Origin of the sequence: Pedobacter ginsenosidimutans (assembly GCF_001442625.1) — a bacterium.
GTDB lineage: Bacteria > Bacteroidota > Bacteroidia > Sphingobacteriales > Sphingobacteriaceae > Pedobacter > Pedobacter ginsenosidimutans.
Window position 1 is genome coordinate 29,269 of sequence record NZ_LMZQ01000004.1, and the last position, 22,939, is coordinate 52,207.

18 protein-coding genes are annotated in these 22,939 nt (G+C 37.5%); 3 read left to right on the plus strand and 15 right to left on the minus strand.

All coding sequences use genetic code 11. The features are described 5' to 3' along the window. Positions 1-6: 6 nt before the first annotated feature. The 3 genes from ASU31_RS07215 to ASU31_RS07225 form a co-directional block, all read right to left on the minus strand. The gene (locus ASU31_RS07215; RefSeq protein WP_057931706.1) at positions 7-3,039 is read right to left on the minus strand and encodes a TAT-variant-translocated molybdopterin oxidoreductase; all 3,033 of its coding nucleotides are present in this window, start codon (positions 3,037-3,039) and stop codon (positions 7-9) included. A 48-nt stretch (positions 3,040-3,087) separates the two neighbouring features. After that, complete coding sequence (locus ASU31_RS07220) at positions 3,088-4,386, minus strand: c-type cytochrome (protein ID WP_057931707.1); 1,299 nt, start codon at positions 4,384-4,386, stop codon at positions 3,088-3,090. Between the two features lie 255 nt (positions 4,387-4,641). Beyond that, positions 4,642-5,622 carry a deoxyhypusine synthase family protein gene (locus ASU31_RS07225; RefSeq protein WP_057931708.1) on the minus strand — a complete coding sequence of 327 codons (981 nt, stop codon included), beginning with the start codon at positions 5,620-5,622 and terminating at the stop codon, positions 4,642-4,644. A 647-nt stretch (positions 5,623-6,269) separates the two neighbouring features. Here ASU31_RS07225 and ASU31_RS07230 point away from each other — a divergent pair. After that, positions 6,270-7,400 (plus strand): BamA/TamA family outer membrane protein, encoded by a 1,131-nt coding sequence (locus ASU31_RS07230; protein WP_057931709.1) that lies wholly within the window; start codon positions 6,270-6,272, stop codon positions 7,398-7,400. Positions 7,401-8,071: 671 nt separating this feature from the next. On the opposite strand, the gene ASU31_RS07235 is transcribed toward ASU31_RS07230, so the two are convergent. The 9 genes from ASU31_RS07235 to ASU31_RS07275 form a co-directional block, all read right to left on the minus strand. Then, on the minus strand, positions 8,072-8,407 hold the full coding sequence (locus ASU31_RS07235) for a hypothetical protein (RefSeq protein WP_057931710.1): 336 nt from the start codon (positions 8,405-8,407) through the stop codon (positions 8,072-8,074). Positions 8,408-8,577: 170 nt separating this feature from the next. Continuing rightward, on the minus strand, positions 8,578-8,901 hold the full coding sequence (locus tag ASU31_RS07240; RefSeq protein ID WP_057931711.1) for a YbbC/YhhH family protein: 324 nt from the start codon (positions 8,899-8,901) through the stop codon (positions 8,578-8,580). Positions 8,902-8,961: 60 nt separating this feature from the next. After that, positions 8,962-9,414 (minus strand): hypothetical protein, encoded by a 453-nt coding sequence (locus ASU31_RS07245; protein ID WP_157257944.1) that lies wholly within the window; start codon positions 9,412-9,414, stop codon positions 8,962-8,964. A gap of 146 nt (positions 9,415-9,560) precedes the next feature. Continuing rightward, a complete protein-coding gene (locus ASU31_RS07250; RefSeq protein ID WP_057931713.1) occupies positions 9,561-11,936 on the minus strand; it encodes an outer membrane beta-barrel protein in 2,376 nt (791 codons plus the stop codon). Continuing rightward, complete coding sequence (locus ASU31_RS07255; RefSeq protein ID WP_057931714.1) at positions 11,937-14,108, minus strand: M56 family metallopeptidase; 2,172 nt, start codon at positions 14,106-14,108, stop codon at positions 11,937-11,939. It abuts the gene before it with no gap. Positions 14,109-14,121: 13 nt separating this feature from the next. Continuing rightward, entirely contained in the window at positions 14,122-15,675 is a 1,554-nt protein-coding gene (locus ASU31_RS07260; protein WP_057931715.1) for an N-acetylmuramoyl-L-alanine amidase, read from the minus strand. Next, a complete protein-coding gene (locus tag ASU31_RS07265) occupies positions 15,672-16,040 on the minus strand; it encodes a BlaI/MecI/CopY family transcriptional regulator (protein WP_057931716.1) in 369 nt (122 codons plus the stop codon). Before ASU31_RS07265 ends, ASU31_RS07260 begins: the two co-directional genes overlap by 4 nt. A 769-nt stretch (positions 16,041-16,809) precedes the next feature. Next, positions 16,810-17,481: a DUF1345 domain-containing protein gene (locus ASU31_RS07270; protein ID WP_057931717.1), complete on the minus strand. Its 672-nt coding sequence runs from the start codon at positions 17,479-17,481 to the stop codon at positions 16,810-16,812. A gap of 3 nt (positions 17,482-17,484) precedes the next feature. Further along, entirely contained in the window at positions 17,485-18,267 is a 783-nt protein-coding gene (locus ASU31_RS07275) for an O-methyltransferase (RefSeq protein WP_057931718.1), read from the minus strand. Positions 18,268-18,311: 44 nt separating this feature from the next. On the opposite strand from ASU31_RS07275, the gene ASU31_RS07280 reads away from it, so the two are divergent. Both ASU31_RS07280 and ASU31_RS07285 read left to right on the plus strand, forming a co-directional pair. Beyond that, positions 18,312-19,175, plus strand: coding sequence for a transglutaminase-like domain-containing protein (locus ASU31_RS07280; protein ID WP_057931719.1), 864 nt, complete (start codon positions 18,312-18,314; stop codon positions 19,173-19,175). A 14-nt stretch (positions 19,176-19,189) separates the two neighbouring features. Beyond that, positions 19,190-20,311 (plus strand): glycoside hydrolase family 18 protein, encoded by a 1,122-nt coding sequence (locus ASU31_RS07285; RefSeq protein WP_083505302.1) that lies wholly within the window; start codon positions 19,190-19,192, stop codon positions 20,309-20,311. On the opposite strand, the gene ASU31_RS07290 is transcribed toward ASU31_RS07285, so the two are convergent. The 3 genes from ASU31_RS07290 to ASU31_RS07305 all read right to left on the minus strand — a co-directional run bounded on the left by ASU31_RS07290 (position 20,306) and on the right by ASU31_RS07305 (position 22,930). Then, positions 20,306-20,788 (minus strand): CAP domain-containing protein, encoded by a 483-nt coding sequence (locus ASU31_RS07290; RefSeq protein ID WP_083505303.1) that lies wholly within the window; start codon positions 20,786-20,788, stop codon positions 20,306-20,308. The genes ASU31_RS07285 and ASU31_RS07290 overlap by 6 nt on opposite strands. Positions 20,789-20,857: 69 nt before the next feature. After that, positions 20,858-21,685, minus strand: coding sequence for a LamG domain-containing protein (locus ASU31_RS07295; RefSeq protein WP_057931721.1), 828 nt, complete (start codon positions 21,683-21,685; stop codon positions 20,858-20,860). A gap of 429 nt (positions 21,686-22,114) precedes the next feature. After that, positions 22,115-22,930, minus strand: coding sequence for a hypothetical protein (locus ASU31_RS07305; protein WP_057931723.1), 816 nt, complete (start codon positions 22,928-22,930; stop codon positions 22,115-22,117). Positions 22,931-22,939: the final 9 nt, after the last annotated feature.

Here is a 22,939-nt window from a genome sequence, read left to right on the forward strand (position 1 = left end):
TAAAGCTTACGCTTGTACTGTTGTATCTGTGTTTCTAATTTTTGTCATGTATCCAATACCCGGCTTCACATTGATCTCTTCTAATACGTAGTAAATACGCTCAGAACGTAATGCTTTTGAAACCTCTGAATTTGGATCGTTTGCATCACCAAATACAATCGCATTTGCTGAACAAGCTTCCTGACAAGCCATTTTAATATCGCCATCTTTTAATGGACGTTTCTCCAGTTTAGCTTGTAATTTGCCACCTTGTATACGTTGAATACACATAGAGCATTTTTCCATTACCCCTCTAGAACGTGTAGTTACATCAGGGTTTAAAACTAATTGGGTAAACTCGTTATTTAAATAGTTATCGAAACGTGAATCATTCCAATAGTTAAACCAGTTGAAACGACGTACTTTATACGGACAGTTATTTGCACAGTAACGTGTACCTACGCAACGGTTATAAGCCATGTGGTTTAAACCATCACTTGAGTGTACAGTTGCCAATACCGGACACACTGTTTCGCAAGGCGCGTGATCACAGTGTTGGCATAACATTGGTTGGTGAACCACAGAAACATGATCTAAGTCTTCTAACTTAGCAATTTCTTTCTCTCTGGTTACATCACCAGCTGCAGTTTCGTAGCTGTAATAACGATCGATACGGATCCAGTGCATTTCACGACGACGGCGAACCTCATCACGACCTACAACAGGAATATTGTTTTCTACGTTACAAGCAACAATACAAGAACCACAACCTGTACAGGCATTCAAATCGATTGCCATAACCCAGTTGTTACCTGGTTTTTCGTATTGATCCCAAAGATCGTAATCTTTATGCTCGCCTTTTTCGTTACCAGCTCCAGGGTTTTTCAAGTACTCCTTAAAAGTAGCTTCTTTAATCACTGCACGGCCTTCGAAAGAGTGGTGAGTTTGTGTTTGAGCCAATTCGTAATAACCGCCGGTTGGGCTAATGGTTACCGAAGTAGCATATTGGAAAGTTCCATTTACAAAGGAAACAAAAGGGAAAGCATTTTTACCTACATCGTTACCCGCTTTACCAGTTTTGGTACGGCCATAACCTAATGCGATAGATGCAGTTCCTTGTGCTTGTCCTGGCTGGATCAATACCGGAAGATCTACTGAATATCCGTTGCTGCCTTTAACTGTTACAACATCAAATTCTTTAACTTTTAATTTCTCAGCAAACTTAGGTGCAAGTGCAACATAGTTATCCCAGGTTACTTTAGAAACCGGATCAGGTAACTCTTGTAAGAATGCGTTGTTTGCATTTTTACCATCGCGCATCGGGATGCTTTCGTAAACCTGTAACTCTACTTCCTTAGCTAAAGCTTTGCTGCTATTCGCAATCGAAGTAGCAACCTGCGCTAAAGATTGTGTGAATGAATATGCCCCAGCAGTTTTTGCTGTTGCAGTAACCACTCCTTTTTCTAAAACTTCTTCCCATTTCAAACCAACAGCTGGTAACATTTTAGCTTCCCAGTTGCTGCGTACAAACTGATAGTAATCTTTAACAGGAGCATCAGCCCAGGTTAATAAACTCTCTTCAGCCTGGCGGCTATTGAAAACAGGGTTGATAGTTGGCTGAACGATAGAATAATATCCTTCGTAAGCGTTTGCATCACCCCATGATTCTAAGTAGTTATGGTTAATTGCAATAGCATCACAAGCGGTTGCAGTTTCATCAGCACGATCAGAGAATGAAATTTTAGCAGGAACCTTAGCTAATGCATCAGTAAATGCTTTTGCATTTGCAGCATCGTAAACCGGGTTACTGTTTAAGAATAAAACAGCACCAACTTCGCCACGGTTCATTTCAGCAACCAAGCCATTAAATTCGGCATCGTTACCTGCGTATAAATAACAAGGGTTATCTAAATCGATAGTAGTACCATAACTTCCGATAGCGGCGTTAATGGCATTTACTAAAATCTGAGTAGAAACATCGTTCGAACCACAAACTACAAGGCCTTTACCTTTAGCTTGTACCAATTCTTTAGCTACCAATTTAATTACCTTATCGGCAGTGGTATTGTTACCTAACGTTCCGCCAGGTAAAGCACTACCGGTAATTGCATTATATAAAGCAATTAAAGCAGGTCCCTCTTCCGATAATTTAACCGGAACACGGGTATCTGCATTGGTACCTGTTAAGCTCATTCCACTTTCGAACTGAATGTGGCGGCTCATTTTTTTATTTTCTAGCGATTTGTAGTTACGGTTAGCAGTATATTGAGCAGTAAACTCTTCTCCGCTAATCCAGGTACCTAAGAAATCGGCACTGAAACTTACAATTAAATCGGCCTTATCAAAGTTGTATTTAGGTAAAACTGCTTTACCGAAACTGTTTTGGTTAGCCTGGATAATACCAGTATAAGAAACCGCATCGTACTGAACCAATTTAGCAGCAGGATATTTTGCAATAAACTGTGCAATAACTGCATTAGTTGATGGGCTGTTTACGGTTGATGCTACAATACGGATTTTCTTTCCACCTGCCTGTGCTTTTGCCAACTCGCCTTTTACAAAGCTGTCGATTTTTGCCCAGGTAGTTTCTTCAACTTTTCCGTCTTTTACTAAAGCTGGTGCTTTTAGTTTAGATACATCATATAAATCTAAAACCGAAGCCTGCGCTCTCGCATCCGTACCGCAGTTAAATTGACCCGCATTTGGATTTGGTTCAATTTTAATCGGGCGTCCCTCTCTTGTTTTAACTAAAATACTCTGGCCATTAAAGCTCGAAGTATAATAGTTAGGAATACCTGGAGTAACCTCTTCAGGTTTTACCAGGTAAGGAATAGATTTATGAACAGGGGCAGTTTGACAGGCTGCCAAAGTTACTGCACCTAAACCAAAACCTAACGCTTTTAAAAAGTCGCGGCGTGGGGTAACGGTACTTAACCCTGCTTCATTTAAAACATCTTCTATTGGAAGTGGCTCGGCGAATTCGTTTTTGCTATTCTTAACAAAATCGGGTGTATTGTTATACTCCTCTAAGCCTTTCCAGTATTTTTTGTTGCTTTCCATTTAAGCTATATTACTGTTTATTCGAACGTTCTTACTAAACTCTATCTATTAATAGTGGCATTTACCACACTCTAAACCACCCAATAACGCTGGTGTAATTTTCTCGCCTTTTTTAATCTTCTCGTGCGCTTCGATAACCTTAGCGTAGAAAGCATTATTTTTCTGACCAGAAATATCTGTTTCTTTATGGCAGTTAATACACCATTTCATGGTTAATGGAGAATATTGGTAAATTTCTTCCATTGTATTAACCGGACCGTGACAAGCGAAACATACAGGTTCTGTTGGTTGTAATCCTTTTGCTTTACGGATTGCATCTTCTGCAACAACTACGTGTTGAGAGTGATTGAAGTAAGCAAAATCAGGCAGGTTGTGTACACGTACCCATTCCATTGGTTTAGCTTTACCCTCATCATATTTCTGTGTTTCAGGATCGTAACCTAAAGCATTATAGATTTTTTTGATCTCTGGAGAAATCTCACCATCATATTTATCTCTTGCCTGAACAGCTTTATGGCAGTTCATACAAACGTTTAATGATGGAATAGTTGCATTTTTAGATTTAAATGCTCCATTGTGGCAATACTGACAATCGATCTGATTGATACCCGCGTGCAACTCGTGAGAGAATTTAATTGGCTGAACTGGTTGGTAACCGGTATGAACACCAGTATTCCACATGCCCATCCAACCGAATGAACCTAAACAGATGATTAAACACAAGATAAAGAACATCACAAATTTTTTGTTTTTGAACATCTTGCGCACACCAACCTTTAATGGCACATCTTCTTCGATCTCGATACCTTGTTTCTGTAAAATCAGGCGCTCTAACAATTTAGAAGCACGGCCCAAGATTACTAAAATAATAATCGCCAATACAACGATAGCCACAATACCTGCAATTGATAAACCTGAAGTACCGCTTTCTGCAGCACCAGCCTTAGGTGCATTTGGATCAACAGCCGCTTTTGGCTCACCTTCTTTAATGTATTGTAAGATGTCTTTGATCTTGGTCTCATCCAATTCAGGAAAAGAAGTCATCGCCACCTTATTGTTCTCATTAAAAACTTTAACAGCAGCAGCATCACCAGAAGCGATCAATGCAGCACTGTTCGGGATCCATTTCAAAAGCCATGCTTCATCATGACGATCGCTTACACCGGTTAAGGCTGGACCAATCAATTTAGCATCTAACGCATGGCACGAAGAACATTTTGCTTTGAAAAGCGTTCTTCCTTCTTTAGCATCCTGCGCATTTACGGTAGAAACCGCTATTACGGAAATTGCTGAAAATACGAATAACGACTTCCAAACGCTTTTTAAAATCATCGAGATATCTCTCATAATGAACACTTTATACTTATTTAATTTACTTTTTGTTGTGAAATTGATGCTGAACTAGGGGTAGCCCCACCAAAACTTGAACAAAAGTATAACTTATTAATAAATCCCATGACATAATAGTGACTGGAAATACAATTTATAATCATTCTAAACAAATGTCGTTTCAAGCCATTCAGGCAATAAAAATGCCCATTTTTGATATCTTATCTCCAATGGGCATACTAGAAACCAATTTGGTTTATTTATTTTTAATGATTATTGTTTTAATATCCAGGCAAACATTAACGGTGCAACAATTGTCGCATCACTTTCTACAATAAATTTTGGGGTGTGTATATCTAATTTACCCCAGGTAATCTTTTCGTTCGGTACAGCACCAGAATATGAGCCATAAGAAGTAGTCGAATCTGAAATCTGGCAGAAATAACTCCAGAAAGGAATATTCTCCATTTCCATATCCTGATAAAGCATTGGTACTACACAAATAGGGAAATCGCCGGCTATACCGCCACCAATCTGGAAGAAACCAATTCCTTTGCCTCCGCTGTTTGCAATATACCAGTCGGCCAACCAACCCATATATTCAATACCACCTTTTACAGTAGTTGCGGTAAGTTCTTTTTTCATCACATACGATGCAAAAATGTTTCCCATTGTAGAATCTTCCCATCCAGGAACCACAATTGGCAAATTCTTTTCAGCCGCAGCAAGCATCCATGAATTTTTAGGATCTATTTCATAATATTGCTCTAAATCGCCGCTTAGAAGCATTTTGTACATAAATTCATGCGGAAAATAACGCTCACCTGCAGCTTCTGCATCCATCCAGATTTTTTGGATGTGTTTTTGTAAACGGCGGAAAGCCTCTTCTTCCGGGATACAGGTATCGGTAACACGGTTGTAATGGTTCTCTAAAAGATCCCATTCATCCTGCGGACTTAAATCGCGATAGTTTGGTACACGTTTATAATGTGAATGTGCTACCAGGTTCATAATATCTTCTTCAAGGTTTGCACCAGTACAAGAAATAATGGCCACTTTATCCTGGCGGATCATCTCTGCAAGTGAAATTCCCAATTCTGCAGTACTCATTGCACCAGCAAGTGTGATCATCATTTTACCACCTTCATCTAAATGCGTTTCGTATCCTTTAGCCGCATCCATCATTGCCGCAGCATTAAAATGGAGGTAATTACGCTCCATAAACTGAGATATTGGTCCTCTTGTATTGCTCATTTCGTTTTGTATTGTTTGCCGCAAAAATAGGTATTTAGGCCGAAAGGTTAAAACGCAAAAGCGTTTAGCGTTTGGCGCATAGCGTTGGTTTAGTCTAGAGTCCTTAGTCTGCAGTCTAAAGTCGATTAAATTCTATTAGAGGCCGTCTTCCTGAACTTGTTTCAGGATCTTTCATGAAAATTGTATTTTTTTATTTGAAAAGCAGTTGCTTAGTCCCTATTAAAGGTAGTCCGGCTTTCCGGTACAAGTCCGCGGCTCGTACCTCACCTGTGGGCTTTTCCCTATAATCCGGTTTAGGTGGCCAATATCTTACAATTATTAAAGTTTGTCCCAACCCATAGCTACAAAACACAGATCTGTATGGCTTCTCGCAACCCCAAATAGTACGGCAAGCCACGCCACCCAAACCCGACCGTAGCGAGATGCCCCATTTTTTTCAATTAGGGGCAGAAGCGGGGGCGGGACAGGATAAACCTAAGTGCTATTGTACCTGCTTTCCAAAAAAACCAACAAATAACTATTTAATACGATAGCTGGCGTCAAATTCGTTAACCAAAATGCAGTTTTCAACTGACAGTTTGCAGTACCAATGAACAAATGACCAGTGAACGAATGAACTATAACTAAATTTCCTTTTCTTTGTGACAATGAAAAAATATTATCTAATTATTTTACTTGCGCTCATTTCAGGAAGTTCGTTCGGACAGATGAAACTGATCAAAAAGATGCTCTCAAACGAAAAAGATACTACCCGCAAAGCAAGTTTTTTACCTCTACCAGCTTTTGGCTATAGTCAGGAAACAGGATTTGAATTTGGCGTTGGTGCCATTTATTCATTTTACATAGACCGTAAAGACACGATGAACCGCAGTTCGAATTTCGCCTTGAACACAACCTATTCTACCAAAAAGACGGCTAATTTTATGCTTAAAGGCGATGCCTGGACGAAAGGAAATAAATATCATTTTATCGGTGATATCCGTTTCAAAAACCAGCCATTTAATTTTTATGGTATTGGCAACAATGCAATAAAGGCAAATGAAGATAAACTAGACCAACGGGTATTTAAAACACTTTTCGATGCCGAAATGAACACTTTACCTAAAGCTTATACAGGTGTTTCGCTAGGTTTTGAGAATTACCGTTTTATAGATAAAGAAATTGGTGGCATTTACAGTACCAATCCTCAGATTTTAGATAAAGATGGTGGATCAGTAGCCTGGATTGGTACATCGCAGAGTTACGACACACGGAATAGCAACAATTATCCAACAAAAGGCTTTTTTGGTAGGGCAACGTATCAATATGCGCCTGATTTTTTTGGCGGAGAAAATTTTAATGGCTCACAGATTAAGGTAGACCTTCGTGGTTTCTTTAGCCTGGCACCAAAAATAGTTTTAGGGGTACAGGGCATTTTTTATACAATTCAGAGCAAAAGCACCCCATTTTACCTATTACAACAGTTAGGCAACGACCAGATGATGCGCGGTTACTATAGTGGCCGCTACCGCGATGAAAACCTGATGGCAGCTCAGGCCGAAATCCGCTACCGTTTTATGAACCGTTTTGGCATTGTCGCTTTTGCAGGTACGGGTAAAGTATTTGCAAACGGTGAATTTAATGCTGATGGACTAAAACCAAACTTTGGTGTTGGCGGCCGTTACTTTTTCGATCCGGCAAAAGGTTTGAGTGTTCGGGTAGATTATGGTATAGGCGAAAAATTGCCAAACGAAAAACGCCAGGCTGGGTTTTATATCAGTTTAGCAGAAGCGTTTTAGGGAAAGGGGGGGTAGGGCCTTGAAGTGTCATCCTGTTCGTTTAGTTACCCTGCTCGTTTTGTCATCCTGAGGCTTAATTTATTTCATAAAAATCAATATAAATAACCGCAAATTTTAAGGAGACAGACGATCTCGACGTATCGTCATTTCGACCGTAGTGGAGAAATCTTTTAATTTCATTTTAATAATTTGCTTCAAAATCTCTCTCCTGAAAGTTCGGGATTGCACTCCAGGAGATGACGCCCCTTGTAGTAGAAGGATTTTACAGCAAATAGATGCTGAAACAAGTTCAGCAGGACGATCACTGCTAGTCGGAATTTTCAATCCTCAAACAGCACATGATCAAATCCCTAATTACTCCTCCTCCGCTCCTCCCCATTTCCTAACTTTCTATCCTGCTGTTTAATTTTTTCATTGCCAAAATTATAGTGGAAGTGATCCGCAGCTAGCGGCTATCATAACAATTATCCCGTCTTCAGATTTTTAACCCTTAAATTTTATTATTATTTTCTATGATAAATTTCTAGCGCAATTCTTTGCGCTCCGCCCCAAGCAAAAGTTCACTTGACCTTCCTTTAAATCAATACATTAATCTCTCTACAAAATAGTGAATGCACCAGTCATCCACCACAATCCCCCAATCACAAGGACTTGTGCCAGATAAAGTTGGGTTAATATTTTGTTTCCAGTTCAGTGATAATTAACTTCGGATCACTAGTAGAATATTTGAATAAAATAGAATCATTTACATTTAGCTTTTTAGGGTTGTAATCCCATCCACCAGAATATATATAATTTATTCCCTCAATATTGTAATTAATTTCTATGCTATGTCCTTTGTAAGAATGTATGTCTGTAATGATTCCCTTTGAGTATTTATAACCTTCTTCAACTTTTTCTATTCTATCTATTTTTTGTTGATTCGCATTACTTGCAACCCAATATAAAAAAGAGCCAATTACGGCTATAATAATTATAAATACCAAAACTACCTTTAACTTATTCATAGTTTAACAACCTAGTTTTTATTTTATCGTTTGTAGCATTTTATAGTACCTTATTAACAATTTAACCAACAACCCCAGCAGACAGTTCATGACCTAAGTAATAAACCCCGTTAGTCGAGATTTGTAATCCGTATTCAGAACTAACGATTTTTAATCCTAAAACCTTATTATTATTTCCCATGATAAAGCGCCAAAATTTTCCCGTCAGACTTCTGTATTTCAATATGTGGAACACCACCATCCATACCTTTTTCTAAGGTTCCATCAACCATCCAAATTTTGCCATCCTTTAATGCTGGAACAAAAGGTTTCTTTTTAAGCACTTTCTTTCCATAAATCCTGACAAAAAATATCTGCGCAAGTTGAACGGCGGTTGTGCTATCAGGAACATAACCTTGGCTAGGATCCCACTCAATATGATTCTCTTTGTGAGTACAATCTGTAAATAAAATTATCGATAGTATAACTAAGAATAACTTTCGGATGATATGCATTTATTTCTATAATTTGATTTACTAAAAAGGCTGATATTTTTTTTCATTTATAATACAAAATCACTCTATAATAACTAAAGTAATATCCTTGATGGAAGCTTTATACCGTGACAAGTGTCCTCTTTGCTTAGCATCAATTCTTCCATGCAATATCACAGTTTTATTGTACATTTTTTTGAAACTTTCTTCTTTTCCAAAAAGATCTATTTTAGTTTCAGTTGATATTAAAGGACATTTTAATATGAAATCATCGTATTCAACCCACAATGCACTTTCACTATTAATATGAAATCCTTTTGCATAAAGTGCAGATTCTTCAAATCCCGTTTTATATTTTCCCTTAATCTCTACATATTTACCGTCATACATATCTATGTTTATCAAAAGCTTATCCATCTCTACCTTACGATATATTATATCTTTATTACATACACTTCTGTAAATTTCAGGTTTCAATGAGCAGGATGCCATCCCGATTACCAAAATGTATAATAAATTTCTATAACGATTCATTACGATTTAATTTAATAATACCTGTATAAATGTAACCAGAAGATTCTTCCATTCCGCTACTGATGAAAAATCGATATGATCTGGTCGAAATAACGATTTATTCTACAGCCGCTATTTCCCAATCTTACCTTTTACATTTCTCATCATCAATTACTCCTCCTCCGCTCCTCTTCATTACCTGGCTTCCTATCCTGCTGTTTAATTTTTTCATTACCGAAGTTATAACGGAAAGTAATCCGCAGCTGGCGGTTATCGTAATAGTTATTGTACTCCTGCCTGATGTTATTTACCAAACTGTTAAAACGGTATTGATTGGTTTTTAAAACATCGGTAGCGGTAATGGCCAATTGTATCTTTTTGTTGAGTAATAACGTTTTTATACCCATATCTAGGTTATATTGGTTTTTATTCTGGTTCAGTCCATCAACCGCAGGAAATTGATACCAAAAACTGGCTTCACCTAAAATGGTTTTCGATGGGTTAAAAACAAACTGGTTTAATGTAGAAAAATAAACACCAAATCCGTTCAGGTTACTTAGGGTTTGCGTGATGCTGGAATTTGATGTGTTATAAAAAACATCAACCTGATTGATACTTTCCAAACATTTCAACACATTAAAAGTAACTGCATTGCTGAACTGATAATGATACCCTGTAATAAAGTTAACAGGTTTGGCCACCTGAATATTAGTGCCAGCATCAATAAAATTTACATCATTAAAGCCGTTTGTGGTATGACTAAAAGATAGTGTCGTAGTGAAGACATTATTGTAAGTGTGAGAAATTTCGATGTTGTTGTTATAAGATGGTTGCAAAAAAGGGTTCCCTTCGGTATAGGCAAATTGGTTGCTGTACCAGCGGAAGGGATTTAGTTTTCGATAAGCAGGGCGGTTGATCCGACGGCCATAATTAAGCGCAAAAGTACTTTTATCATTTGCACGATAAACAATGTAAAATGTAGGGAAAAGACGGAAATACTCATTTCGATTCTGTTCATTAACCGATACGCCATCAATCTGCGTATATTCTCCCCGCAACCCAACCTGAAAATCCCACTGTTTTATTGTCTTGCTGAAATTAACATATAAAGCCTGGGTATTTTCCTGATAGTTGAAAAGGTTGGTTTGGGCGGGGTCTAATCCATAAACAGCATTACGGACTTTGTAAAAAGCAAGATCACTCTGGTTCTTGATAAAGCTCAGTTTTGTACCGAAAGATAACTTAAAGGTTTTATAGGGCAAGTCTACATCGGCTTTTAAGGTATATAAATCTATATTTTGTTTACTGGTTGATAGGTATTCGGCAAAGGAATTCGGAATAACTTCTCCATTTTGGGAATAACTTGTATTGTTAAAGAATCTATTTTTATTATCGCTGTATTTAAACCAATCGCCATTTATGATCAGTTGTTTCCCTGTAAAATCTAAGGCTTGTTTTAAATAAACATTGGCAGAATGGTAATGGGATCTGATTTTGGCATTGGCATCAGAATTCAATACCGAGTCTAAACCGTTGGTTCGGTTATAAACCGTGGTTTTAATATTTTCCTCAGAATGGAAGTTGGTTAAGCCACCGTTATATGATAAACCCAATACTGTTTTTGGGGAGGCCTGATAATCAATTCCGATCTGTCCGCTGGGTACCGTTCTAAAATTCCGGTCCTTATTTACAATATTCCAGGTCTGTGTGGGATAAAAAACATTACTTTGCTCAAAAGGAACAAGAGATCCTTTTCTGACATTGAAATTTGAGGAGAGCGTAATTTTATTTTTTCGATAACTCAAATTTCCACCAACAGATGTTGTTGCATGAGTAGCTTGTGAAAAAATAGTATTAACCGACCCTCTAAAGCCTTCGGCAGTAACTTTCTTGAGCACAATATTGATCAAGCCGTTATTTCCCTGTGCATCGTATTTGGCTGGAGGATTGGTAATCACTTCAATCTTGGCGATGTTGCCTGATGAAATTGATTTTAAATAATTCGACAGTTCATCATCCGATAAGGGTACCAGTTTATCATTAATCATCACATTAACCTCCCCTTTGCCCACCAGAGAAACCTTATCATTTAAAACCCGCACACCAGGCACTTTCGAAAGTAATTCCAAAACATCGGTTCCGATAGCAGAAACGCTATTCTCTACATTAAAAACGGTCCTGTCGATCTTTTTTTCGATCAATGCTTTTTTAGCATTAACCTGAACATCGGCAAGAATAACAGGAATTCTTTGGAGCTGAAGATCAATGATGGTATCACCAGTTATTGTAACTAACCTGCTTACGCCTTTAAAATTGATTGCAGAAAAAACAACCGAATATTTCCCCGATGGTAATTTGAATTGGTAAGTGCCTAAACTATCGGTTTGGGTGTAAAATACTTTATTTTGAGGTGCTGAAATTTTAACCGTAACAAAGGGTAAAGTTTTAAACTCCTTATCCGTTACCTTGCCCGAAAGATTAAACTGTGCCCGGGAAGAAAAGCCAGAAAAAACAGCAATAAAAAAGAAAATAGACCGGAACATCTAACGGTTTAAATCAGTACCGTATAATTTGGCTTTTTTTGTTCTTATATCAAAAAATAAGCTATCGGCTCTCACTTTAGTATTGCCCGAGGTCATGGTGGCGTCGTTAACAAGTACTGTATTATCTTTTTTATTGTAAACAATTTTAGATCCTGACAACTTTATCTCGTTATAGAACAACCTTGCATTTCCAAATAGAGATACGATAGATCTATCTTTACTCATTTTAACAGAATCGTTGGCAAAATATTCTACTTTGTCATTCAACTTTGTTAAAAAATCCTTCTCACGCGCAACATCACGTATATTCAATCCAAGCTTACCCTCTCCATTTTCAGCCCTATAGCTTCCGTCTTTCAAATTAAATACAATTATTTTAGCAGTTGCAGATCCACCTTCTTTGGCTTTTAACACTGCATTTTTGGCGGTCATTTTACCATTAAGTTGATCCAATTCTACATATTCAGCTTCTAACCTACAGTTCACAATATCGATAACCGCATTTTCCATGTAAGAAACTTTATTCTTAACATCACCGATTATTTTTTTGAATGAAATGATTTTGGGCTCAACAGGCACGGCAACTTTTACTTGTTCGCTTTTTAAAAGAGCTACCTTCTGTTTGCCATCGCTAAGATAAAACCGGTTATAAAGCGCTTCATTTTTGATCATGTATTTTCTAGGTTCAGAATACAGCACAATCATTTTATCTGTACTATAAGTATGTTTTGAAACCAACTTTTCTCCAATAAATTTAACCAGGACCTTATCGCCAGCTTTAAAATTGTCATCCTTTATGTTCAGTGTTTTAAGGTTTAGGTTAATGGTAAAAAACCCATCATTCAAAACAATCTTTTCAATCTTACCATTGGCACCTTTTTGAATAGATTTAATTTTAGAGGAAGCAAAACGTGCTTTATTGGCTTCATATAAAAAAGCGTGTTTTTCTAAATTCCATTCATAGATTAGATTTCCATCTAAGGTGGTAACCTTTGTTGCATTATAAATTGGCCCATTCGTCTCTGCGATAACCTTACCGCTTTTATCCATTTTCTTCATATTAAAGCCTTTACCCATGATGTAAGCTATGAGTTCATCGCCAACCTTAATTTTTTCTTTAAAATTGGTGGCTTCAATCGGATAAATCTTTCCATCAGATAATAAGTCGAATGTATAAAAACCTATGGCTTCTTTTTTGATTTTAAGCACTTTGCCTTTCAATGTTCCTTCATAAAAATCTTTCGAAGGTTTGCTTTCCTCCTTTATGTGCTGTGCATACACCACCTGTACGGCAAATAGCCAAAACAATCCTACGGCAACTGGTAATGCCAACAGGTATATCAATTTTTTCATGTTTTTGGATTTAGCGTGAAACAACATTTTAATCCGGTCTTTAATCGGGCTCTTTACAAAATTGTGGATCAAGGGCATATCACTTTTGCTGATCGCCAGTTTTAACAGGAGGTTGGCGTATTCCTGATTGCCAAAATCTGTAGAAGTGATTTCATCTGCTTCATATTCATGTATCTGTTCTAAAGCTTTATCATATAAGTAAACAACAGGATTAAACCACAAAACAGCTTTAAAAACCATTAAAACAATTTTATCTATCGAATGGTACTGCCTGGCATGAACCTGTTCGTGTTTGAGCAAAATCGATAAATCGGCTGTACTTAAATCTTCATCATTTATAAAAACATAATTAAAAAAAGAGCAGTTGGTAAAACCTTCTGTTTTGGTAATCAGCTTTAGGCCATCTCCATTTTTAGTGTACCTATTGGTATGCTTAAGCAAGCTGCACAAACGCCACAGGCAAACCAACAGTAAAAGTGAAGCCGTAATACCATAAACGTAATACATTACCGCCATCCAGTCGATTTTATGCACTACCCCTGGCTGGTACTTCACCATAACGGGCTGAATAAGCTGAACAGGCGCTTGAATTACAGGGTTTATTTCAGGTATATTAACCGGAGCCTCCGTTTCCACTACTGTTATTTCGCGCTTAACTTCGAACTGCAAAGCCGGAATAATAAAACTAAGAAATAGCGTAGCCAGCAAATAAAATCGGTTGATTTTAAAGAAAGTCAGTTTTCTTAAAACCAGCAGGTAGAAGCCAAAGAATAACACCGTACAGGCGGTAACTTTAAGCAAATAGGTTAACCATTCCATAACTGTTAATTAACTAGCACCCACGTTTAGAAAAAGTCACAAACCCATCCAAAATCAAATTACTGATCCTTCGGATATTTTTCTCATGATTGATGTAATCAAGAGTCTTACTGTCTGATATATTTCCAAGCTCAATTAAAACTGCAGGTATTTTAGATTCGCGGAGCAACAAAAGATTTGCGTTTTTTAATGAATCTCTTACTTCCATCCCTTTAAGCTGTTTCAGATTGCTTAAAATTCCGGCACCCAGATCTTCCGCAGTTTTAATATTGCTGTTCAGTTTCGAAACATAAACTTCAATACCACCGAAAGGTACAGCCGCATTTGCAAGTGTTGCATTATGATGAATGGAAATAAAAGCTGTAGCCTCTTGTTTTGGTAAACGATCGCGAAGTGAAATAAACTGGTCAGAATTCCTGGTTAATATTACTTTAATCCCTCTTTTTGCTGCTTCTTCCTTTAGGATTTTTACCGCCCTTAGGTTTAAGTCTTTTTCCTTTTGTCCATCCAGGGCACTTACAGCTCCATCTTTTCCGCCGTGGCCGGCATCAATAACCAATGTAGGTTCTATTTCATTAAAAGCAGTATTCGGATTAACCTTAATATTGCTGTTTAAATAGTTCATTGCATAAACATTTGGCTTTGTAGGCACATCCGCAGAAGCCTGGTTCCCTGCTGATGTTTTCTCAACAATAATTTCTTTGCGGTTTATAAATGCCATACAGCAAATCATTAAAACCGGAACAATGGCTAAATAGGCAAGCTTTTGCAGCTTGGCGTTTGGTTCTTTATACAACATCATGATTCTATTTTTTAGTGGAAGTTTACTAAAACTATTAATGGCTAAATTTTTAGCTGGCATAGCCAGATTTAAAAGTAAAGAAGCATAAACCTTCTTATCTGCAACTTTCGAAGTTTCACGATCGGCCAGAAATTCGTGGTTATGATCAATCGCATTCCGCCAGAAATAAATAATGGGGTTAAACCAAAGGATTGCAGTAACGAAATTGACTAAAACTTTGTCGACAGCATGCAACTGCTTCACATGAACCAATTCGTGTTTAATTACCAGGCTCTTTTCTTCGTGCTGCAAAGAAGAGTCGACAATAATCTGGTTAAAAAAAGAACAGTTTTTTATGGTTGATTTCGCATCGACCAGGATAACAGCTCCACTCCTATCAATGGCATGTTTGCGCAACTGAGTTTGAATACGCGCCATCATAAAAAGCATTTTAAAAACAAGGGCGACTAAAACTAAGCAGTAACCATACATGAGCGCTTGATCCCAGTTTATGTTAGTGTTAGCAGCATTACCTGCATCTACAAAATCCTGCTCAACAAAACCATCGTTGCTGTAAGCTATTTTTGAGGGAATCTCCTGACTGGCAACGATTACTTCCTGACGGTTTTCGATGGTAACTGCCGGAATACTAAAACTTAACACCAGCATCATTAATAAATAAGCACGGTTCAGGTTGAAAAACGTGAGTTTAGCCAATAAGAACTGATAGGCTGCAAAGAAGATTACGGTACAGGCCGATACTTTTAATAAGTAAATTAAAATCATGACTTTGGATCTTGGTTAATGATTTTTTTAATTTCTTCTATATCCTTTTCACTTAGTTTTTCTTCTTTTACCATAAACGATAAAAGGCTGGTTGGAGAATTATCAAAATAACCTGAAAACAATTTCGAAAAGGTAGTTTTGGCATATTCATCTTTTGTAATCGCCGGAAAATATTCGTAAGTTTTTCCATAGGCCTTATAATTAACATAGCCTTTCTTCTCTAAAAGCCTAACAATGGATGAGATGGTATTATAAGGTGGTTTAGGTTCTTCTTCCAGTTCATCGATAATATCTTTAACAAATGCTTTTTGCAGTTTCCATAAAACCTGCATAATGCGCTCTTCTGCTTTGGTTAATTCTTCCATACCCAAACTTATAACTTATTTTTCAGTTTTACAACTAAAAAACAAGTTATATTACTGAAAAATCAGTTCAAAAACATAAAATACTGATTTAAAGGCACATAAAAATAATATTAGTTTATTTGAAAACGTGCATACTATGGTTCTTGGCGAGTGAAGCCCTGCCATTCGCTATAGCCCTCATAAAAAATTCGGGGCTACCGCTGCTGTCAGGTTTATAATGAAAGGACTGCTCCTGAAATGGTGCCCAAAGGCATCTATCCTTGGTATCTAAACCCGATCAAAGTGGTTCCGGTTCTTCACCGGAAGTAACGGAGAGCGGGACTGAAGCCCGCCAAAAGAACCGGACTGTTCATTTCCCAATCCTAACATTCACGTTTTTTTTATTTGAAAACGAACGGCTTGTAGTTCTTGGCAAGTGAAGCCCTGCCATTCGCTATAACCCTCATGAAAAATTCGGGGCTACCGCTGCTGTCAGGTTTATAATGAAAGGTTTGCTCCTGGCATGGAGCCAAAAGCATTTAACCTTTGTAACTAAACCCGATCGAAGCGAGATGCCGATTCTTCATCGGCAGAAGCGGGAGCGGGACTGAAACCCGCCAAAAGAACCGGACTGTTCATTTCCAAAAAACTGTTGTAATTGTTGAGCATAAATCTTTCCACGCCTCCACTCCTGCTAAAATATTGAATTTTAAAGATCCTTCACTGCGCTCAGGATGACAAAAAATAGCGGTATGATAGATCTCTTCTAGTTAGTCGGAATTTGCAATCCTTATTTGCTTAACCCTGCCAATGCATTAATGGTTAAGGCTACAATAACCGTATTGAAGATAAAGGCAATTAAACTGTGCAGCAGCGAAAGTCTTCTAATCTTTCGATCAGAAATTTCTACATCCGAAACCTGGAAAGTCATGCCGAGCACGAAAGAAAAATAGGCGAAATCGATAAAATCAGGTTCATCATCGCCTGGAAATTCAAGTCCTGCTCCTTTTTTGTTTGAATGTCCTTTCTTACTATCGCCGTAATAAAGATGTGCATAACGCATGCTAAAAGTGGTATGCACCAAAAACCACGATAAAAACATACCTGTTATGGCCACTACCAGATCGATTGGCTCAATATCCTTATTAATTAACAGCAAAATTACCGCAAGTAAACCCGCAAAAGTAGATACTACCACAATGCCAAAAATTTCGCCCCGCGTTTCATCCTGCATTTTGGCCTTAAGATGGGTCTCGGCTGCAGAAGTATGAAAAAACATATACCAGTGCAGCGTAATCAGGATTAAACAAAATATATCCCAGCCGAACATGATGTGTGTAAGTACACTCATTTTAAAAAAAAACGAAACCAAATAAAAAGTAATCCCTAAAAAAAGACTAATCAACAAAATAAACAGCGCTGACCGTTTTTGGATACCTTCTAATTTCGGTTCGATTTCCATTTTCTAAAATTTAAGCTTAAAGTGTTCTTTTGCCTGTCCTTTTTTAAAGTAAACCAGGCCGATCCAGAACAAATCTACGGTTACGGTAACATCAGGATGGTTTTTAATTTCAGCCCAGGCTTCTTTCATACCTTCGCTCCAATAAATATCGTCAAAAATCAGCAGTGAATCTTCATTAATTTTAGGCAAACACCAGTTAAAATAATTCAGGGTAGCATCCTTGCGGTGGTTACCATCAATGTAAACGAAATCTAAACTTGACTGTTTGGCAATAATATCGGGTAAGATCAAATCAAAATTGCCCACATGAAGCTCGATATTCTCTAAATTTAAATCCTCGAAATTTTTCTTCGCCACCTCTGCCGTTTGCGGACAACCTTCTATGGTAATTACTTCTGTATTAGCACTTGTTGTGGCCAGATAAGCCGTTGTAATGCCAAGACAAGTGCCTAATTCTATAGCACTTTTAGGATTTGTATTTTTTGCCAAGCGATAAATCAGTTTGGCCAAGCGTGGACTTTTCAAGGCATTCTTCGCGATCTGACTTACCTTTTTTGTATGGTTCTTATTAAGGTGAGAACCCGCACCAAGGTCTGTAACAGTGATTATCGAATCGTCATTAAAAAGTTTTTTTCGTTGTTCTTCTATATTTTTGTATTCAGATTTGTCGGTAAAATCGTAAATTACCTCATCAGCGAGCTTGTACACGAATGGTGAGTGCGTTCCATGTCGGCTTTTTGCTGTTAAACGGTGTTTAAGGTAATCTGTAATAAATTGAAATAGCATAATATTGCAAAAGTAATTAAACACTGCAAACGTAGGTATGTTTTATGGAAAATAACGCAGAGATAAGTGCTTTAGTAAAATTGTTGGATGATCCTGACGAGGAAGTTTTCCATCATGTAGAAAAGAAACTGCTTGAATATGGCGGCGAAGTAGTACTTTTTTTAGAAAATGCCTGGGAACAGTCTTTCGATGGCTTGTTGCAGGAGCGAATTGAAAATATTGTTCATCAGATCCAATTTAAAACGGTTAAAGAAGATTTAAGCTTATGGTATTTAAGCGGTGCTTTTGATTTATTACAAGGCGCTTTGATTATTAACCGGTACCAATATCCGGATTTAGATGAGCAAAAGGTAATTAACCAGATGGAAGAAATTAAAAGAGATATCTGGTTGGGCCTTCAGTACGAAATGAGCTCGGTTGAAAAAGTGAAACTGATCAATCACGTTTTATATCAACAATATGGTTTTGGTGGCAATACCAAAAACCATCACGACCCTCAAAATTCTTATTTAAACCAGGTTTTAGAAAGTAAAAAGGGTAATCAGATTTCGCTGGCCATTATCTATTCAACCCTGGCACAGAAATTAGATCTTCCTGTTTATGGAATAAATTTGCCGCAGCACTTTATTTTGGGTTATATAGACGACAGCAAGCAGGAAGGAAGCGAATATGGCGTACTTTTTTACATCAATGCTTTTAACCGTGGTAATATCTTCGGCAAACATGATGTTGATCAGTTTCTGCGCCAGCTTAATTTAGAGGCCCTGCCCGAATATTACAGACCTTGCAGCAATACCGATATTATCCGCCGGGTAATCAGAAACCTGATTTCGGCTTATGAAAATGCAGGAGCTACCGATAAAGTTGCCGAATTGAACGAACTTCAAGATATTATTGCCGAAAAATAGTTTACCTAGATCCCATGCACAAAAGAAAGCTTATCGCCCCTACTGTACTGTTCTGCATTACAGCCATCATCTCCTTATCATTTTTAAGTATCCAATCAAAAGCCCAAAAAACAGTTAAACCAAACGTTATTGCCTATTACACGGGGCAAAATTCGGTGATCGATAGCTTTCCGATCGAAAAACTGAGTCACCTGATCTACAGTTTTGGGCACTTAAAGGGCGATAGCTTAAACATTAACTCGGCTAAAGATTCTGCGCTGATTACCAAAATGGTCGACTTAAAGAAACGCAATCCCGATTTAAAGGTGATGATTGCAATGGGTGGTTGGAGTGCCTGCAAAGATTGTTCGGAGGTTTTCAGCAGGGCTGACGGAAGAAAAACATTTGCCAAAACCACTAAAGAAATACTCGATTTTTTCCATGCCGATGGTATAGACATTGATTGGGAATACCCGGCAGTAGCTGGCTTTCCCGGACATCGATATACTGTAGATGATAAGTATAACTTCACCTTATTGATTAAAGAACTGCGTAAAAAACTGGGCAAAAAGGCCGAAATAAGTTTTGCAGCAGGTGGTACAAAAAACTGCATCGATTCTTGTTTTGAATGGGATAAAGTAATGCCGTTGGTAAACCGGGTTAATGTTATGAGCTACGATCTGGTAAGCGGATATGCAACACAAAGCGGCCACCATACCCCCTTGTATGCTACCACTCAACAATCTTTATCAGGCGATTACGCTGTAAAAGCTTTAATCGGTTTAGGCGTACCCGCACAAAAAATTGCATTAGGGGCAGCATTTTACGCCCGTATTTTTGAAAACACTGTTGATGCAAACCAGGGATTATACCAGCCTACCAAATTTTTAAGCGGTGTTTCTTTTAAGGATTTTAAAAAGCGGTTCAATACAGAAAATGGCTATACTTATTATTGGGACGAGAAAGCCAAAGCTCCATACTATTATAATCCACAAACAAAATACCTCGCCACTTTTGATGATCCTAAATCAATTTCATTAAAAACTAAATACGTAATCGATCAAAAATTAAATGGCATTATGTTCTGGGAATTAACAGATGATGCTTATACCGATGGACTATTGGATGTAATCGACAAAACGATAAAAGGATTATAGTGGACTACCAAAGGTTACCACCCAGTAATTTTGGGCCATGCCTACACCCGCTTCTTTACTTTTAGCATCCATCATGGCTTTACAATGGCTTACACTATTTTTCCATGCCGTAATTACCTGATCTGCCTGACTATATCCCTTAGCTAAATTTTCTGCTTTAAAATCACCTGTATAACCTGCATTTAATGCCCGCTCTGCAGGGGTACCGCCTTCAGGAGATAAATGATCAAAATAGTTTTGTTGTGCCATATCTTTGGCATGAGTTATTGCGGCATTTTGCAGTTGGTTATTTAATGATAAGGTGGGTACTGGGGGCATGTATGCTGTACCACAATTACACCCACTTCGCCTTAGGAGATTAATTTTAGCAATTACCAAATTAACATCATCCTCTGGCACAGCCACTTCGTCCTTTTTACACTGCGCAAATAAAATGCAGAGCAGTATACAGGCAAACATGCATAGGCATTTTTTCATATTTATTTTATGCTACAAAAGGAGGCAGCTATAAAGCTACCTCCAAAAGTGATGTTTATTTTTTATAAACTAAAAAGCTCTTTCTCTACCCATATAAACATTTTTACCTGTGTAGAAAGTATTGCCAGAGGGGCCTGGAGAGCCACTATCGCCTTCCATTTGCATATTGATAATTAGCCACATTGGTTTATTTACCGAATTACTCATGGTATGCTTGGCTACCCAAACATTATCGATATAATAATGGCAATCTACATCTGTTGCACTTACCTTATTGTACCAACATTTGTAATTATGGTAGGAACCCGCATTAGAAACCGTTGTGAGTTTATTCTCCCAACCACCGTCATAAGTATTCTGCCAATTTGTGTTATTGCCTTTAAACTCCATGATATCACTTTCAGGTGGCCATGAATTAACGCCGGTAATCCAAAAAGCAGGCCAGGTTCCTTTACTGGTTGGTACAGCAAAATCGCCAGAAATGGTATAACTAGGAAACTGATCGTTAATTATAACCTGTTGTTTGGCATAACAAGCGCCTGAATTGTACCAAATAGCAATATTGGTAAAACCGTTAGCCGTACTGTTTCCTGGCGATGAAGCCAGGCGGGTAGCTTTAATGGTGAGTACACCTCCGCTTAACGAGAGCTGGTTATGGTTTGAGGTACTCCCAACCATGCGGGCAGAACCATTATGATCGGCACCCCAGGGATAATTATAATTCCACTGTGCCTCAAAATTAGTATAGTTGGCAAGAGAATTACCATCTATTAATGTTTCCCAGGCTTTAACCTGTCCGTTTTCTTGTTTAACTTCTTCTTTCTCTTTCTTACAAGATAAAAGTGATACAAACATGCATGTAAATAACATACACCATTTCATTTTTTCATTTCTCATTTTTTTTGAATTTGGTAAATATTTGGTTAATTGTAAGGCATTAGGATATGATCAATCAGCTGTAAATCAATAATTAATAAACAAAAAAGGTTTCAGCGAACACTGTATGGGAGACAAGGTTAGTTGATATTTTTTCATAAGATTTGGTTAGGCTACAAACATAATTTCAATTTTAAAATTGACATGCTTGTAAGCAAAGATATACGCAGACTGATCAAAAAATAAGGGGCTAAATCGTAAAAAAAGAGTGGTAAAATGATCGTTTTTGCATCAATTTTTCTTAATATGTTTTTTTTCTGTTTCTGAACGTTTAGCTGTTTAATTTTGTTGACGGCTAAAAATCCCACAAAAACAAAAGCCTGATCACGGTCTATGATCAGGCTTCTTCTATTTTTCTACCTTTATTATAGGTCTTATTTAAGATATTGTCTATTTACAATTATATACCAAATTAAAAATTGCAGAAGATTCGTTTAATATTGTTCCGTCATCCAATTTCTGTTCACTTTTTACTGAAGTATATATTGCATTTCCTTTAGCATCAAATTTATAACTGTAATCAGAAACCAGCTGACCACCTAAGTTTGATAAACGTTGTATAGATTTTATGACTACATTTTTAGAATGTTTACCAAAGTAACCACCAGGCATATAATCAACAATCACTGAAATTGGATCTGACGTTTCATATGGATTAACAGCTAATTGACTTGAGTATTCGTATGTGGTTGTTTCTATTTCGCCATCTTCAGCATAGGTAATTTTGCTTTGTGTCAGGTTCCCATTCGAATAAGTAAGTTCGGCAGTAGAATTTAAATTCTTATCTAAATAACTCTTTATTACACTTAGGTAACCATCAGCATTATAAGTATACGTTCTGGTTACCGGAAGGCTGACACCATTTACATTAAAAAAATCCGAATTATAGCTCGAAATGGCTTTCCCACCAGAGATGGTTAGTTCTGTTCTTTCGCCGTCAGGTAACACACCCGTAATTTTTGTTTCAGTATAGGTATATATCCTGCTTTCGCCACCACTGGTAGCTTTACTCAGTTTACCAGATGCATCATAAACATAGTTAATGGTATATTGGCCCAATATCCCCAAATCAGCATTCACTGTAGTAAGTTTGCAGCCATTTCCATTAGGATCGGGCTTGGCATTCCAATTAATTTCTTTTTTACAACTTGCTATTGATATGATAGCAATAAAAGCTACCATAACATATTTAATTGTTTTTTGCATTAAAATTTC

Excerpts from the sequence above, each read along its gene's own strand:
- ASU31_RS07215 (WP_057931706.1), bottom strand. The coding sequence starts at position 3,039 with ATGGAAAGCAACAAAAAATACTGGAAAGGCTTAGAGGAGTATAACAAT.
- ASU31_RS07220 (WP_057931707.1), bottom strand. The coding sequence starts at position 4,386 with ATGAGAGATATCTCGATGATTTTAAAAAGCGTTTGGAAGTCGTTATTC.
- ASU31_RS07225 (WP_057931708.1), bottom strand. The coding sequence starts at position 5,622 with ATGAGCAATACAAGAGGACCAATATCTCAGTTTATGGAGCGTAATTAC.
- ASU31_RS07230 (WP_057931709.1), top strand. The coding sequence starts at position 6,270 with ATGAAAAAATATTATCTAATTATTTTACTTGCGCTCATTTCAGGAAGT.
- ASU31_RS07235 (WP_057931710.1), bottom strand. The coding sequence starts at position 8,407 with ATGAATAAGTTAAAGGTAGTTTTGGTATTTATAATTATTATAGCCGTA.
- ASU31_RS07240 (WP_057931711.1), bottom strand. The coding sequence starts at position 8,901 with ATGCATATCATCCGAAAGTTATTCTTAGTTATACTATCGATAATTTTA.
- ASU31_RS07245 (WP_157257944.1), bottom strand. The coding sequence starts at position 9,414 with ATGAATCGTTATAGAAATTTATTATACATTTTGGTAATCGGGATGGCA.
- ASU31_RS07250 (WP_057931713.1), bottom strand. The coding sequence starts at position 11,936 with ATGTTCCGGTCTATTTTCTTTTTTATTGCTGTTTTTTCTGGCTTTTCT.
- ASU31_RS07255 (WP_057931714.1), bottom strand. The coding sequence starts at position 14,108 with ATGGAATGGTTAACCTATTTGCTTAAAGTTACCGCCTGTACGGTGTTA.
- ASU31_RS07260 (WP_057931715.1), bottom strand. The coding sequence starts at position 15,675 with ATGATTTTAATTTACTTATTAAAAGTATCGGCCTGTACCGTAATCTTC.
- ASU31_RS07265 (WP_057931716.1), bottom strand. The coding sequence starts at position 16,040 with ATGGAAGAATTAACCAAAGCAGAAGAGCGCATTATGCAGGTTTTATGG.
- ASU31_RS07270 (WP_057931717.1), bottom strand. The coding sequence starts at position 17,481 with ATGGAAATCGAACCGAAATTAGAAGGTATCCAAAAACGGTCAGCGCTG.
- ASU31_RS07275 (WP_057931718.1), bottom strand. The coding sequence starts at position 18,267 with ATGCTATTTCAATTTATTACAGATTACCTTAAACACCGTTTAACAGCA.
- ASU31_RS07280 (WP_057931719.1), top strand. The coding sequence starts at position 18,312 with ATGGAAAATAACGCAGAGATAAGTGCTTTAGTAAAATTGTTGGATGAT.
- ASU31_RS07285 (WP_083505302.1), top strand. The coding sequence starts at position 19,190 with ATGCACAAAAGAAAGCTTATCGCCCCTACTGTACTGTTCTGCATTACA.
- ASU31_RS07290 (WP_083505303.1), bottom strand. The coding sequence starts at position 20,788 with ATGAAAAAATGCCTATGCATGTTTGCCTGTATACTGCTCTGCATTTTA.
- ASU31_RS07295 (WP_057931721.1), bottom strand. The coding sequence starts at position 21,685 with ATGAGAAATGAAAAAATGAAATGGTGTATGTTATTTACATGCATGTTT.
- ASU31_RS07305 (WP_057931723.1), bottom strand. The coding sequence starts at position 22,930 with ATGCAAAAAACAATTAAATATGTTATGGTAGCTTTTATTGCTATCATA.